Here is a 14,842-nt window from a genome sequence, read left to right as displayed (position 1 = left end):
TGCGTCAGATCAGGACTTACTTGAACTCGGCGGTCGCGTACCGCTCGTCGGTGAGCGGGCTCGCCTTGACGCCGGTCACGTCCTTGCCGAACACGATCGCCGGCGGCGAGTGCGAGATCGGCACACCGGGCAGGAAGTCCATCACGGACTTGTTCAGGGCCTTGTACTTCTCGGTCCGGGCCGCGATGTCGGCGGTGCTGTCCGCGTCCTTGAACTGGTCGAACAGGGCCTTGTTGTTGAAGCCCCACTCGTCCTTCGGCCGGTCGAAGAAGGTACCGATGAAGTTGTAGGCGTCGCCGTAGTCACCGGTCCAGCCGAGGAAGTGGATGTCGTGCTTGCTACCCGAGGTGGTGGCGTTCAGGTAGTCCGGGCTCCACTTCAGCGGGATCGCCTCGACGGTGATGCCAACGGCCTTCAGGTCCGCCGAGAGCAACTCGAAGATGTCCTTCGGGTTCGGCATGTACGGCCGGGTGACCTCGGTCGGGTAGTGGAACTTCAGCGTCAGGTTCGACGCGCCGGCCTCGGCCAGCAGCGCCTTCGCCTTGGCCGGGTCGTAGGTGTACTTCGTGACGTCACCGTTCCAGCCCTCAACGGTGTCCGGCATGAAGTTGTCGGCGACCTTGGCACCCGGCGGCAGCTTGGAGGTGACCAGCTGCTGACGGTTCAGGGCGTACGCGATGGCCTGCCGGACACGGATGTCGGCGAGCTTCGGGTTGCCCTTCTGGTTGATCGCCAGGTAGAGCACGTTGAACGCCGGGCGCGTGAGCATGTTGAAGCCCTCGCTCTTCAGCGGCTCGACGTCGGCCGGGCCAACCAGGTCGTAGCCCTGGATGTCACCGGAGCGGAGCGCCTGCTTGCGGGCGTTCTCGTCCGAGATCGTCTTGAAGATGAGGGTCTTCAGCTTGGCCTTGGCGCCCGAGTAGTCCTCGTTGCGCTCCAGCGTCAGCGTCTTGTTGGCGACGTCCCAGGTCTTGAACTTGAACGGGCCGGTGCCGGTGGGGTGCTCCGTCGCGTACGCCGGGTACTTGATGTCCTCGGCGGTGCCCGCGACGTTGCTCGCGTCGAACTCCTGCAGCGCCTTCGGGCTGTGGATGGAGAACGAGGGCAGCATCAGCGCGGCCGGGATCTTGCTGGAGACCCGGGTGAAGGACAGGTCCACAGTGGTGGCGTCCTTGGCCGCGCAGGACTTGAAGAGACTCGGCGGGAGGTCCGCGTTCTCGTTCTTGGCGAAGCCGCCCATGACGTCCTGCCAGTACGCGGTCACGTCCGGGCTCTGCATGAGGCCCTTGGCGTTGTACCAGCGGTTGAAGTTGACGCAGACGGCCTCGGCGTTGAAGTCGGTGCCGTCGTGGAACTTCACGCCCGAGCGGAGCTTGAAGGTCCACGTGGTGCCGGCGGCGTCCGGGGTCCAGGACTCGGCCAGGCCGGGGGTGACCTTCGTGCCACCCTCCTCCGGTCGGACCAGGGTCTCGAAGACCTGACGCGCCACGCGCAGCGACTCACCGTCGCTGGCGAAGCTCGGGTCGAGCACCTTCGGGTCTCCGGCGACGCCGAAGACGAGGGTGTCCTTCTTGCTACCGCCGGATTTGTCGTCGCGGTTGCTCTCGGCGCAGCCTGCTACCGCGAGGGCCGCGACCGCGATGGCCGCGATCGCGACCTTCGGCCTGGGTGCACGCATGTGTGCTTCACCTCGTCCTTGGGGGTACGGACAACGTGGTGACAGGGGTCACCGATGGCGGTGACCATAGCTCCCGAGGCGACCACCCGGAAACCGCTGAGTGGACGGTTGGTATCGGATCGTGCCTCAACCGCCGCTTGACATTCGATTCGTAGGTAAACAGCGGCAAAAACCGATCAATCAGCACCCGCGATGCCAAACTGTTACGTCGAACAGCCCCGATGAGGGCACAGGTGTCAGATCATTTCCGGGCAGAGACGCGGCGGTGGCCGGCACCCACGCGGGTGCCGGCCACCGGCCGTACGTCAGGGTGATCAGACCGCGCGGCGCCCCTCGAAGGCCCGACCGAGGGTGATCTCGTCGGCGTACTCCAGATCGCCGCCGACCGGCAGCCCACTGGCCAGCCGGGTCACCGAGATGCCCATCGGCTTCACCATCAACGCCAGGTAGGTGGCGGTCGCCTCGCCCTCGGTGTTCGGATCCGTCGCCAGGATCAGCTCCCGCACCCCGCCGCCGCCGAGCCGGATCATCAGCTCCCGGATGCGCAGATTGTCCGGGCCGATCCCCTCCAGCGGATTGATCGCGCCACCCAGCACGTGGTAGCGACCGCGGAACTCACCCGTCCGCTCGATGGCCACCACGTCCTTGGGCTCCTCCACCACGCACAGCACCTCGTCGGTGCGGCGCGGGTCGCGGCAGATCCGGCACTGCTCGGACTCGGCCACGTTGTAGCAGGTCGTGCAGAACCGCACCAGCTCCTTGACCTTGCGCAGCGCGCCGGCCAGCCGGTTGACGTCGGCCGGATCAGCCGAGAGGACGTGGAACGCGATCCGCTGAGCGCTCTTCGGGCCCACGCCCGGCAGCCGACCCAGCTCGTCGATCAGATCCTGGATGGCACCTTCGTACATCTGCCGGCTCAGAAACCGGGCAGGCCGAGGCCGCCCATGCCGCCGGCGACCGGGCCCATCTTGCGCTCGGTCAGCTCCCGGGCCGCCTCGGCGGCGTTGTGCACGGCCGCGACGACCAGATCCTCCAGCGTCTCCACGTCATCCGGGTCGACGGCCTTCGGGTCGATCTTGATGGCCTTGAGCTCACCGGAGCCGGAGACGGTCGCGGTGACCAGCCCACCACCGGCGGTGCCGGTCAGCTCGGCCTCGGCCAACTCCGCCTGGGCGGCGGCGATCTGCTGCTGCATCTTCTGCGCCTGCTTCAGCATCTGCTGCATGTTCGGCTGTCCACCTGGGCGCACGGGATGGCTCCTTCTCGCACTCGTCTGCTCGACCGCCGACCAGCCTATCCGCTGGGACCGACCTCGCCCCGCCCGGTGCGTCCGCCCACGCCGAGCCTTCCGGGTACGGCTACCCCTACCCCGAACCGGCCATCTGGGGGTAGTGCGACGGGACCCGTCGCACTGGTCTGCTCGTGGCATGAACCTCAACCGCACCGGCCGGGTCGGCGCGCTGTGCTGGCTCGCGGCCGCGCCCATCTTCCTCGTCGCCAGCCTGATCACCGGGTTGCGGTGGCGCGACCCGACCTACAGCTGGGCCACCCACAACATCAGCGACCTCGGCAACGCCCACTGCGGCGTATGGGACACCACCCGCCCCCGCTACGTCTGCTCACCGTGGCACCCCCTGATGAACACCGCGATACTGGCCACCGCCGTACTGCTCGTCGTCGGGCTCCTGCTGACCTGGCGGATCCTCGGCCACGGCCCGGTGGTGCGCTCGGCCCAGACACTGTTGCTGCTGGCCGCCGGCGGATACGCCCTCGCCGCCGTCTACCCGGCCGACGTCGACGAGAACCTGCACGTCCTCGGCGCATTCCTGATCATGGGGGTAGGCAACATCGGCCTGCTCCTCGCCGGATTCGCACCACACGGCACGACGCTCGGCCGATGGCGACGGCTCACCCTCACCGCCGGGCTCATCGCGCTGGCCGGAACGGTGCTGTTCTTCGCCCAGCAGGGCCTGGGGATCGGGGTAGGCGGCATGGAACGGGTGGCCGTCCTACCCTTCCCCCTCTGGGCCTGCGCCCTGGGCGTCCTGCTGGCCGAAACCCCTCGCCTACGCGATCTTGCACTTTCTGCGTCGACATAAGCCGCTATTCCGCCCAAGACGGCCACCGAAACTGCAAGATCGCCGAGCCGAGGGCGGGGTTGTCAGCGGGCGTCGACTTCGTTGATCTTCTCGGCTCCGAAGGTCTCCCGGAGCAGCCGTACCGCCTGCTCCTCGCTGGACTCCCGCGCGGTCTTCTCGTCGATGATCTCGTCCAACGGCTCGTCGCCCGGGTCGAACCCCTCAAACGCAGGGGCCGCCGCCGGTGCCGCGCCGCCGGGCCGGCCGGCCCGCGCCGGACCGTCGAAGTCCGGGTCGTAGGGCGGCTCGCCGGCCCATTCGGCGTCCGCGACAGGCCGGGCTGCCGCTCCGGTACGCGCACCGCGCCCCGCCGCCGCCGCGCGAGCCGCGGCGATGGCGCTGCTCACCGGCGCACCACCGGCTGTCGCCGGCTGCCGGGCCGCCGGTGTCGGGTTACCCCGTCCGCCCGGCTTACCGCCACCGGCAGCCGCCCCGGGACCGCCCGAACCGCCTGGCCCGGTGCCGCTCGCGCCACCGCCGTTGGGGTTACCGCTGCCGGGGTTACCGCCGTTCGGGCCGCCGCCGTTCGGGCCGCCGCCGTTCGGGCCGCCGCCGTTCGGGCCGCCGCCGTTGGAGCCGCCGCCGGTCGGGCCGCCGCCGGTCGGGGCGGTCGACGCCGATGCGGACGACTCGTTTCCGGCCGACGCACCGCCGGGGCGGGCGGCCTCCGGCCAGTCCTCGTCGTCCATCGCTTCGGCGGCCGGGGCACCGCCGCCGGGGCGGGCGGCCTCCGGCCAGTCACCCTCGTCGTCCGCCGGGGCGGACCGTGCCGCACCCTGCCGACCGGCACCGTGACCACCGGAACCCGCGCCGACACCGCCATGCGAAGCCGGGCCGGCAGCGCCGCTCGGGTTCACCGCGGTGGACGGGGCGTTCGTCGGCCCGGCAGCGGCGGTCGGGGCGTTGGGTGCCACAGTCCCCGGTCCGGCGGCGTTCGCACTTGGCGCCGCGTTCGAGCCAGGCGCGGCGCTGAAGCCTGCGGAATTCGCGCTTGGCGCGGCATTCGAGCCAGGCGCGGGGTTCGCCCCAGGCGCGGGGTTCGACCCAGACGCAGCACTCGACCCTGGCGCAGCGCTCGACCCTGGCGCGGGGTTCAAACCTGACGCAGCGCTCGACCCTGGCGCGGGGTTCGACCCAGGCGCGGCATTCGAGCCTGGCGCAGGGCTCAAGCTAGGCGCGTTCGAGCCAGACGCAGCGTTCGAGCTAGGCGCGTTCGAGCTTGGCGTGGCTGGCGGCGCACTCGTCGGGCCGGCGGCGGGCGGGGCGGCGGGTCGGGCCGGTGCGGCAGGCTGCGAGCGGGGTGAGCTGGACAGCGACACGCCACCGCGCTCGCCGGCCACCTCGCACCGGATCTGCCAGCGCCCGCCCAACTCCTCGTAGAGCGCGTCGGTGAGTACCGCCGCGTGGTCGGCCATCATCTTGGCCAGCACTGTGGACTTCACCGTCAGTACCAGCATGTCGCCGTCGAGTTCGCGGACCACAGCGTCGCGCATCAATGCGGCGATCCGCTTGTTGGTCCGGTTGACCTTGCCGACCACGTCGGGCCAGACCCGGCGGACCGCTACCGCGTCCAGGGCGGCGGCGGGCGCGCCCGGTCGGGGCGGCGCGGGCGTGGCCGGGTCGGGCAGCACCGCCGACGGTGGCACCGCGCGACGCGGGGTCGGCCCGGCGGGCGAGACGGGTACGGCCTGGTCAGCCAACCCGGTCGACGCACCGGGGGACGCCGGGATTGGCGAGCCGGCCGCCGAGACGTGCGAGGCCGGTGCACCGGAGGTCGGAGCGGGCGAGGCGGGTGCACCGGTGACTGAAGCAGCCGGGGCGGAAGCGCCCGAGGCCGCGGCCCCCTGGGCCGGGTCGACCGCCCACGGCGGTGCGGAGGTCGGGGCGTTCACGGGTGCAGGGGTGGCGGCAGCCGGGACCGGGGTGGCTGGCTGTGGGCGTACCCCTGGGTTGGTGGCCGGCGCGGAGCCGGCGGTGGCCGACGGCGCGTCGGTGCCGCCCACTGTGAGCCGACGTTCCATCCGCTCGAGGCGCTGGAGCAGGCCGCCGGTGGAGTCGTCCACGCCGGGCAGCAGCATCCGGGCGCAGATCAGCTCCAGCAGCAGGCGGGGTGCTGTGGTGCCGCGCATCTCCACCAGGCCGTCGTGCACGATGTCGGCGCAGCGGGACAGCGTGGCCGAGCCGAGCTGCGAAGCCTGGGCGGCCATCCGCTCGATCTGGTCGCCCGGGGCGTCGATGAGACCCTTCGCGGCGGCGTCCGGCACCTGCTGGATCACGATCAGGTCGCGCAGCCGTTCCAGCAGGTCGGAGGCGAACCGGCGCATGTCGTGCCCGGCCTCGGCGACCCGGTCGACGGTGGCGTACGCGGCGGCGCCGTCAGCGGCGGCCAACGCGTCGCACATCTCGTCGATCAGCGCCGAGTCGGTGACCCCGAGCAGCGCGACGGCCCGGGCGTAGCTGACCCCCTCCGCGCCGGCGCCGGCGATGAGCTGGTCGAGCACGGAGAGGCTGTCCCGCATGCTGCCGCCACCGGCGCGCACCACCAGCGGAAAGACCGCCGGCTCGACGGTGACCCCCTCCGCCTCGCAGAGCTGCTCCAGGTACGGGCGGACCACCTTCGGCGGGAACAGCCGGAACGGGTAGTGGTGGGTCCGCGACCGGATCGTGCCGAGGACCTTCTCCGGCTCGGTGGTGGCGAAGATGAACTTGACGTACTCCGGGGGCTCCTCGACCAGCTTGAGCAGGGCGTTGAAGCCCTGGGTCGAGACCATGTGCGCCTCGTCGATGATGTAGATCTTGAAGCGGCTGCTGGCCGGCGCGAAGAAGGCACGCTCGCGCAGCTCGCGGGCGTCGTCGACGCCACCGTGGCTTGCCGCGTCGATCTCGATCACATCGATGGAGCCGGCACCGTCGGTCGCCAGCGAGCGGCAGGAGTCACACTTGCCGCACGGCTCGGGAGTGGGGCCCTGCTCACAGTTGAGCGAGCGGGCCATGATCCGGGCGCTGGTGGTCTTGCCACAGCCGCGCGGGCCGGAGAAGAGGTAGGCGTGGTTGAGCCGCCCGCTGCGCAGCGCCTGCGACAGCGGCTCGGTCACGTGCTCCTGACCGATGACCTCAGCGAAGGTACGCGGCCGGTACTTGCGGTAGAGCGCCAGCGTCACTCGTCCCGCCTCCTCTCGACCGAGCCATTCTGCGCCGGTCGGGCGCGGGTGACCACCCACCACCCCGGCGCCACGGATGCCGCGCCTGATCGACCGGGCCGCCAGGGCCTGATCAACTCGGCTACGGGCCTTGATCGACTCGGCTTCCTGGAAACCGCGGTGTCCGCGTGGCCAGGACACCGCGACATCATGGATGCCGAGTGGATCAACCGGCCCACAGACAAAAAGGCCTCCCGTGCACCCGGCAGAGCTCGCTTATCCTTGCTGCCTTCCGGCCCTGGGGAGGTTCACGAGATACCGCCGCACGGGAGGTGACGCCCAGCCTACCCGACCGCCGGTCGATCTTCAGGGGGTGGTGGGGTGGCCCGGCCGACACGGGCCTGTATCCTGGCTCGCGGAGGATTCGCCTAGAGGCCTAGGGCGCACGCTTGGAAAGCGTGTTGGGTTTACACCCTCACGAGTTCGAATCTCGTATCCTCCGCTCGCCTGAGCAGCACCAACGACAGGGCCGGCCCCACAGGGACCGGCCCTGAGTCGTCTGTGCGGTGGCGTCAGCCCACCACCTGGACGTGCTCCGCGCCCTGCCCCGAGAACCACGCCTCCAGCTCGGCGCCGCCGAGGGACCGGGTCGCTTCCTCGTCGACGAGGACCGGGCCGACGACGGCACCCTTCGCGCCCTCGAACTGGCAGCCGAACATCCTCGCGCCAGTCAGCACCGTCGGCATGCTCGTGCCGCCGAGCGTGCACCAGCGCAGGCTGGCCAGCTCAAGATTGGCGCCGCGCAGATCGGTCTTGTAGAGCTTGGCGGAATTGAGGATCGCGTGGCGGAGATCCGCCCCTTCCAGAACGGCGTCGTCGAGCTGCACCGCGAACAGCCGGGCCGAGCGGAACAACGCTTTACCGGCCGAGCAACCGACCATTTCCGCCTTGGCCAGGTCGGCGAAGGAGAAATCCGCGCCCTGCAACTCGGCGTTGGTCAGGTTGGCATCGCCGAGGTTGGCTTCCTCGAATCGGACGCCGACCAGGTGGGAGTTGGCGAGATACGCGCCGGTCAGGTCGAGACGGCTCAGGTCCGCGCCGCGAAAATCAAGAAAATCCCCCGACAGGTACGCCGTGGCGGAAGCATCGGCGAACCACTCCTCCAGCGCTTCCCGCGCGTCGGGGCTGTCTGGCCAGCGGATCACGTCGCCGCTGGCACGCTTGTACTTACTCATTTGTCGAACACCACCTTGCCGTCCCACTCCGGTCGATCAGCGACCCGCGCCCTGAGATCGGCCAACGCACTCGGCGAAAGGACCCGACCGGCCCGGCGCTCGCCTTCGCGCCCGCGGCCTGGCGCGCGTTCGTCACCGAGTTCGCCCGGCGGGCCTGAACGGCCCGACGACCCGTCGCAGCTCCGACCGTTACCCAACCCTGATGGCCCGGATGCGGCCCACGCCCCTCAACTTCGTCGAAATCTTGGACACTTTCCGTTCGCGCAGAACTATTCAGTCCCATGACATCTGTCAGTGTTGAAGTCTCGATACATGTGTCACTTGGCAGGGGCCTTGGGTGTGCTGGTCCATGGTGCCGGGTATGGCTTCTCGGCGGCGTGTCATGAATCTGCTCGATGCCCAGTTGGCTGCTGGGGTGCGGATCAACGCCGCCGAGTTCGCGCGTGAGCATGGGGTTTCGGTCCGTACCGTTTACCGGCATCAGGCACGGATCAGGGATGAGGGCGAGTGGCATGAGCGGTCCCGGCGGCCGCGTAGCAGTCCGCGGACGACGCCACCGGAGTTGGACGCCTGGATCTGCAAGCTGCGCGTCGAACTCGGCGTGGATAACGGGGCTGACTTCATTCGCGACGCGCTGATCGAGGTGCACGCCGCTACCGGTGCGCCGTGGCGGGTGCCGTCGCGATCGACGATCAACCGGGTCCTGGCCCGGCATGACCTGCTCGAACGGAACCCGGCGAAACGGCCGCGCAGCTCGTTTCGGCGGTTCGTCTACGCCCGGCCCCGCGACTGCTACCAAATTGACGCCACGAACGTCCGGCTCGCCGACGGCAGCCTCGCCGCGGTCTTCGACGTCCTGGACGACTGCACCCGAACCCTCGTCGGCTGTCACGCAACGAGCGCGGAGACCGCCGAAGGCGCGGTCACCGCGATCAGGCAGGCATTCGACGAGTACGGCACCCCGGCGATCGTGTTGTCCGACAACGGGACCGCGTTCACCAGCCGATTGACCCGGCCCGGATCGATCTCCACGTTCGTCCAGTGCCTCCTGGACCACAATGTCCGGCCGATCAACTCCAGCCCCTACCATCCGCAGACCTGCGGCAAGGTCGAACGCCACCACCAAACCCTCAAAAAATGGTTGAGCACCCACCCCGCCCCCGCAACCCGCGCGGAACTGCAGAACCTCCTCGACGTCTACCGCCGCTACTACAACACCCAACGACGCCACAGCGCCCTGCCGCGACGCGCCACCCCCGCCCAGGCATGGACACACGCGCCCAGCCTCGGCGGGCCGGCCAGCCTACCGATGCAAACCGACGCCACCCTGCACCGCTGCCTCGTGGGCAGCACCGGCGCCATCACCGTCGCCGGACACCGCACCAGCGTCGGCACCACCCACGCCGGCGCCACCATCACCGCCATCCGCGACCAGAGCCGGATCACCATCTACCACCAAGACGGCCAACCCCTCGGCCACTTCCACCTCACCCCCGACCGGACCTACATCAGCCTCACCCGAGCAGCCTGATCAACAACACCTGACACATCTATCGGGACTTCCCCTTGACACATGACTCGGGACAGCACAGTTCGCGCAGAACGGAAAGTGTCCAAGATCTGGAGATTTGATGCCGGAAGGCTTGATGGGCTGGCACTTTCGTACCGGTAGCGGCCAAGGGCGATCGTCTGCCTGCCGGGTTCGACCGTCGCCTCCGGGCCGACCGACCGTCGGCGGACGACCCCCGCACGGCCGGAGCGCGCGAACGCCCGGCCGGCCCAGTACGGGCCGGCCGGGCGTTGCTGGCACCGCTCAGAACAGCGGGCCACCACTTTGCGGCCCGGCAATCCGGAGACCGTAGTTCATCGGCCAGAGGATTTCGGTGCGCTCGGACAGACCGCTCCACGTCTTGTTCTGCGGTACGAGCCCGCCGGCAGCACCGTAGAACGGGTTGACGACCCCGGACGGATACCCGGCGAGGTCACCACTCACCTCTTCCCCGGGCGACGCCACGAGGGCGTCGAGCCCGCCGGTGCGGTCGAGGTTCAGCAGGGCGATGGCGGAACCGAACTTGTCGCCAGTCTCGGAGCCGTCCGGAACGGCCGAGTGGTTCTGGTCGAACGCCTGGGCACCGGTGCCCGTCAGCCCGCCGGCCGCACCCTTGAGCAGGGTGATGCTGCCGGCCCCGGCCTTCGCGCCGATCTGGTCGCCGGGGGCGCCGACCAGCACGTCTGCCCTGCCGTCGCCGGTCACGTCGCCGACCGCCAGCACGCCACCGAAGCGGTCGTCACCCGCAGGGTCGCCCGGTACGCCGGCCGTACGCTGCGTGATGACCCGCACCGCGCTGCTGGACAGGCCGGCGGCGCGGCCGGTGAAGGCCGCGATGAGGCCGCCGTTGATGTCCGGGGTCTGGGCGCCGGAGGCTCCGACGACCACCTCACCCAGCCCATCGCCGTTCACGTCGCCAACCGCGACCGCGTCACCCAGGTACCACGCGATGGTGCCTGTCCCATCGTTGGGTTCGATGGCCGCACCGGTGACCGAGGTGGCACCGGTGGACGACACACCACTCGCCGAGCCCCACATCAGGGTGACCATGCCGCTGCCGCCCCAGCTCACCCCGTCGTTCTCACGAGGAGCGCCGATGACCAGGTCGTGGTAACGGTTGTTGTCGACCTTCCCGATGGCGAGCGTGTAGCCGAACTGGTCGTTGGCCTCGGCCGCGCCGGGCACCGAGGCCAGGTCCTGGTGGAGGTGTTGCGCGCCGGTCGCCGTGAGACCGGCTGACCCACCGAAGAGGACGGTTACCGCGCCGGCCATCGCCTTGCTTCCGATCGCCTCTGCCCAGGCACCGATGGCGAGGTCCTCGCGACCATCCCCGTTGATGTCGCCGGCCGCGAGGGCAGCACCGAACTGGTCGAAGGTCTCCGGACTGTCCGGAATGCCTGGCGAATCCTGGTTGAAGTGGATTGCCGAGTCGACCACCAGGCCGGTGCCGCTGCCGGGGATGACCCAGACCCCTCCAGCGTGGGTCTTGTTCTTGGGATCCGGCTCGTCCGGGTCGCCGATTGCCAGGTCGTCGAAACGGTCGCCGTTGAAGTCCCCCGCCACGAGCGCCATACCGAAACAGACACAGCCGCTGCCCCCGGTAAGGACGCCCATCAGGTAGTCGACCTTCGGGGCCGAGGAGTAGCGCACGCTGACCACGCCGGTCGGCTCCGCCGGCAATGTGTAATTGGACGGGGTACCAGTTACCGCGATGTCGTCGACACCGTCGCCGTCGAAGTCGGAGCGGCCGACCCCCATGCCCCGAAAACGGGTCGGCGTCTTCATCCACGACACCGTGTGGTGTTGGAGGACGACGCCGTCCCGGGTGATGGTCCGGACCCCTTCCGCAGCCTTAGCCGGGGCACTGATTACCAGGCTGGCCAAGACGGTGGGAAGAACGAGAAAAGCTGCGCTTCGCCGCATAGAGACCCCGTTTCGATAGGCGCCTCGACACCATAGGCGGGCGATCAGGTTGCCGAAATGAGACGAACGGGTAGTGGGCTGGAGGGGCGGGCGCGGACGGCGGGTACCGTCCGGGAGCCGACGGGCCCGGAACCGTCGTACACATGTTCTATCCACAGGCTGTGGACGGCGGAGGGACCTGATGGGTTACCAGCTCAGCGCGGTGGTCGCCGATGCTGAGCTGCTCCGCGAGCAGACCGCCGAGCTGGATCACGCGGTCCTCGGCGAGCTGCGCCAGGACTTCGCGTTGCTGCCGGTCACCCCGCAGTTGGTGGTCGAGCTGACCGGGTCCCTGCCGGATTTCGCGACGGATGACCGGAGCGTCACGCGACCGTTCGGCCTGGTGTTGTCGACGGCGTTGGTCGAGGTGCTGACCCGTTGGTCACAGTCGGGGCCTCTGGCCTACCTGGAGGCGGAGTTCGGTGGTGGCGTCGGCTACCAGTCGGCGGCGGTGTGGTTGGGCGGGGCGCTGTCCTGGGGCCCGTGCTTCGACGACGAGTTGGACGCGCCGCGCGAGCAGTGGCCGATCAACGGGGCACTGACCCGACTGGGCGTCGAGCCCGGCACGTGGATCGACCCGTTCGCCGAACTGGGGCTGCACCTGGAGCGGAACACCGACGGTTGGCTGGCGCACGGGCGGCGTCGACTCAGCGCCGACTACTGGGACGAGCTGGTCGAACAGTGGGAAAACCAGTAATCCGGCCGCCGGCAGCAACCTGAACGCTCCCGTTCCGTTGGGGACTGGGGGATTCCATGAAATTGCGACAATTTGCGTTTATAGCCACGTTGATGACGGCTGCCTCGATCGCTGGTAGCGGCGTACCGCCCACCGGGCCGATCCCGGAAGGCCGGCCCGCCGGCAGTGTGGAGATCATCAACCTGAACGGCCTGCGGAACATCGAGTTCGGTGCCACCGAAGACGAGCTGACCCGGCGCGGCATCCTGCGCACCAGCCTGGATGCCTGCGGGCCGGTGCTCGCCGGCCACGACACGGTCAGCCCGGTCTTCATGGAGGACAAACTCGTGCTGCTCTGGGTCGGCGACCCGATGCGGACACCGGAGGGCATAACGGCGGGCTCGCCCGTCGACCAGGTCTGGGACCGCTATCCGAAGGTCAGCCGACTCCGCGCTCCACAGGGGACGCACCGCCTCGACGGGCTACTCGCCCGCAGCGGCGACCGCGCGTACCTGTTCCTGCACGACGGGCGCACGGTCCGAAAAACCATCGCCGGGTACGCGGACTGGGCCCGCCGCCTCTTCGACGAGGGTGCGGGCCCGTGTTGAGCCGACAAGCCACCGGCTGACCTGTCGGGTCGCCCCGATCCACCATGGATCGAGGCGACCGACAGGTCAGTCGTCGTTCAGCGGCGGAGCGACAGCCAGAAGTCGTACGAGTGGGCCGCCGCGAAGTCCGTCCTGCCCGATCCGCCGTCACCGGCGAACACCCGCAGGTACGGGGCGTCCGGGCGAAGTCGAGGCCAACTCGCCCGACCCGTCCGGGCGAAGTCGCTCCAGGTGCGGACCATCTCGTCGGAGAGCCGCCGCTGGGTTGGCGTGAGCGCCTCGGCGTAGTCGACAGTGAACAGGTACGGCAGCTCCGCGCAGTGGTACGCGCCGGTGTCGAACGTCGGCTCGGGCCCCTCGGTGAAGAACGGCGCGTCCTCGTCGGCGAACTCGTACCCGAAGGTCGGCACCCGCCGCGCGAACGCCAGTGCGGCGGAGTAGACCGGCTCGGCGTAGTCGTGATCGGTCAGCACGGCACTCAACGTCACGCTGGCGGGTTGTGCGGGGTCGCGCGGGTAGCGGGCCAGCACCTTGTCCGCGTGGTCACCGAACATGTCGCGCACCTGGTCGCGGTACTGCTCATCGGTGAGCGGGCACGACTCCGGCTCCTGGTTCGGCTTCGGCGGCTCCGGGCAGTTGAACCCGAGCCGTTCCATCCCCCACACCACGAGCCGGGACTCGTCCCGGTTCATCCCGGTCAACACCGGCACCCGATGCAGCCTCCCGGTGGTCAGCGCCTCGGCCGGGTCCACCGGCAACGTGTGGCCGTCGACGACCGGGCCGAGGTCGACACCCGCGCCGGGGTAGCCGACCGTCTCGATCATCCGGGCGGGAGTACGTCCGCGCAGGCAGGTGGCGACCACGGCCGGGTCGGTGCAGCCGATCCTCCGAGCGAACTCCTCGGCCGCCACGATCGCCTCGGCCCGGGTCTGGACCGGGTTGGCGCACGAGTTGCTCTGCATGATCGCGCGGTGGAACAGGCCAGCGGAGCCCGGCGCGGCGAGGTGCGCGCAGACGCTCGTCGCTCCGGCGGACTGGCCGAACACTGTGACGTTGCCCGGGTCACCACCGAAGGCCGGGGCGTTGCGTCGTACCCAGCGCAGCGCGGCCTGCTGGTCCTGCAACCCGAAGTTGCCGGTGACGCCGTCCCGGCCGGCCAGTGCCGGATGCGCCAGGAAGCCGAGCGCGCCGAGCCGGTAGTTCACAGTGACGACGATGACGTCGCCACCGACCGCCAGCCGCTGTCCGCCGTACCCGTCACCGCTGCCGAACCGGAAGTCCCCGCCGTGCAACCAGACCATCACTGGTCGAGGTGTTCGTGCGGAGGCGCGCGGGGTGGTGACATTCAGGTAGAGGCAGTCCTCGGACTCCGACGCTGTGTCCATCGGCAGCCCTTGCAGTTGCGCGCAGGCAGCACCGGACCGGGTTGCGTCGCGTACTCCGGTCCACCTTGGGCCGGGCTGCGGCGGGGCCCAGCGCAGCGCGCCCAGCGGTGGGCTCGCGTACGGGATGCCCTGGAACGTGCGGTGGTCGGCCGCGACGGTTCCCCGCACCGCGCCCTGGTCGGTCCGGACGACGGCCGCGCTCCGGCGGTCGTCGTCGGCCGCGGCCGGTCCGACGGCCACCGCCGAGCCGGCCAGGACGACAGCGCCCATCGCGACGGCCCATCGGGGGTACGAGATGCTGGTCATGACTCTCCCCATCGGTCGATGCCGGTACGGCGTACGCACCGGGCTGCGCCGAGCATGTCGAGCTGACAACAGCCCGGCCAGGGAGCTCTAGTACGCGGCGGCAGGAAGCGCGCGACCATCGACGGGGCTCCGCCCGGTGCTCTAGTGCGCTACGGTCACCGCGAG

General features: G+C 69.9%; 11 protein-coding genes, 1 tRNA gene and 1 other RNA gene. 5 read left to right on the top strand and 8 right to left on the bottom strand.

Going from position 1 to position 14,842, the window contains the following annotated elements; all coding sequences use genetic code 11:
* Positions 1 to 16: 16 nt before the first annotated feature.
* From OH804_RS29305 to OH804_RS29295, 3 genes are all read right to left on the bottom strand, one after another.
* Positions 17 to 1,678: an ABC transporter substrate-binding protein gene (locus OH804_RS29305; RefSeq protein ID WP_406060813.1), complete on the bottom strand. Its 1,662-nt coding sequence runs from the start codon at positions 1,676 to 1,678 to the stop codon at positions 17 to 19.
* Positions 1,679 to 1,992: 314 nt separating this feature from the next.
* Positions 1,993 to 2,586: a recombination mediator RecR gene (recR, locus tag OH804_RS29300; protein WP_030328135.1), complete on the bottom strand. Its 594-nt coding sequence runs from the start codon at positions 2,584 to 2,586 to the stop codon at positions 1,993 to 1,995.
* A gap of 8 nt (positions 2,587 to 2,594) precedes the next feature.
* Positions 2,595 to 2,903, bottom strand: coding sequence for a YbaB/EbfC family nucleoid-associated protein (locus OH804_RS29295; protein WP_007466279.1), 309 nt, complete (start codon positions 2,901 to 2,903; stop codon positions 2,595 to 2,597).
* Between the two features lie 202 nt (positions 2,904 to 3,105).
* On the opposite strand from OH804_RS29295, the gene OH804_RS29290 reads away from it, so the two are divergent.
* Positions 3,106 to 3,777: a DUF998 domain-containing protein gene (locus OH804_RS29290; protein WP_406060810.1), complete on the top strand. Its 672-nt coding sequence runs from the start codon at positions 3,106 to 3,108 to the stop codon at positions 3,775 to 3,777.
* Between the two features lie 62 nt (positions 3,778 to 3,839).
* Here OH804_RS29290 and OH804_RS29285 read toward each other — a convergent pair whose 3' ends face one another.
* On the bottom strand, positions 3,840 to 6,977 hold the full coding sequence (locus tag OH804_RS29285) for a DNA polymerase III subunit gamma and tau (protein WP_406060808.1): 3,138 nt from the start codon (positions 6,975 to 6,977) through the stop codon (positions 3,840 to 3,842).
* Between the two features lie 224 nt (positions 6,978 to 7,201).
* An RNA gene (ffs, locus tag OH804_RS29280) (signal recognition particle sRNA small type) lies at positions 7,202 to 7,291 on the bottom strand.
* Positions 7,292 to 7,373: 82 nt separating this feature from the next.
* On the opposite strand from ffs, the gene OH804_RS29275 reads away from it, so the two are divergent.
* Positions 7,374 to 7,458 (top strand) — tRNA-Ser (locus OH804_RS29275).
* A gap of 70 nt (positions 7,459 to 7,528) precedes the next feature.
* Here OH804_RS29275 and OH804_RS29270 read toward each other — a convergent pair.
* Positions 7,529 to 8,191 (bottom strand): pentapeptide repeat-containing protein, encoded by a 663-nt coding sequence (locus tag OH804_RS29270; RefSeq protein WP_406060806.1) that lies wholly within the window; start codon positions 8,189 to 8,191, stop codon positions 7,529 to 7,531.
* Between the two features lie 382 nt (positions 8,192 to 8,573).
* Here OH804_RS29270 and OH804_RS29265 point away from each other — a divergent pair, with 382 nt between their 5' ends.
* Complete coding sequence (locus tag OH804_RS29265; protein ID WP_406058593.1) at positions 8,574 to 9,722, top strand: DDE-type integrase/transposase/recombinase; 1,149 nt, start codon at positions 8,574 to 8,576, stop codon at positions 9,720 to 9,722.
* Positions 9,723 to 10,004: 282 nt separating this feature from the next.
* On the opposite strand, the gene OH804_RS29260 is transcribed toward OH804_RS29265, so the two are convergent.
* A complete protein-coding gene (locus OH804_RS29260) occupies positions 10,005 to 11,525 on the bottom strand; it encodes a hypothetical protein (protein ID WP_406060804.1) in 1,521 nt (506 codons plus the stop codon).
* Between the two features lie 319 nt (positions 11,526 to 11,844).
* On the opposite strand from OH804_RS29260, the gene OH804_RS29255 reads away from it, so the two are divergent.
* Entirely contained in the window at positions 11,845 to 12,399 is a 555-nt protein-coding gene (locus tag OH804_RS29255; RefSeq protein WP_406060802.1) for a hypothetical protein, read from the top strand.
* Between the two features lie 92 nt (positions 12,400 to 12,491).
* Positions 12,492 to 12,986, top strand: a complete 495-nt coding sequence (locus OH804_RS29250) for a hypothetical protein (RefSeq protein WP_406060800.1) — start codon at positions 12,492 to 12,494, stop codon at positions 12,984 to 12,986.
* 77 nt (positions 12,987 to 13,063) lie between these two features.
* On the opposite strand, the gene OH804_RS29245 is transcribed toward OH804_RS29250, so the two are convergent.
* Positions 13,064 to 14,677 carry a carboxylesterase/lipase family protein gene (locus tag OH804_RS29245; protein WP_406060798.1) on the bottom strand — a complete coding sequence of 538 codons (1,614 nt, stop codon included), beginning with the start codon at positions 14,675 to 14,677 and terminating at the stop codon, positions 13,064 to 13,066.
* Positions 14,678 to 14,842: the final 165 nt, after the last annotated feature.

The organism is Micromonospora sp. NBC_00860 (assembly GCF_045207375.1).
Lineage (GTDB): Bacteria > Actinomycetota > Actinomycetes > Mycobacteriales > Micromonosporaceae > Micromonospora > Micromonospora vinacea.
This window is presented reverse-complemented; position numbering and strand designations above follow the sequence as displayed.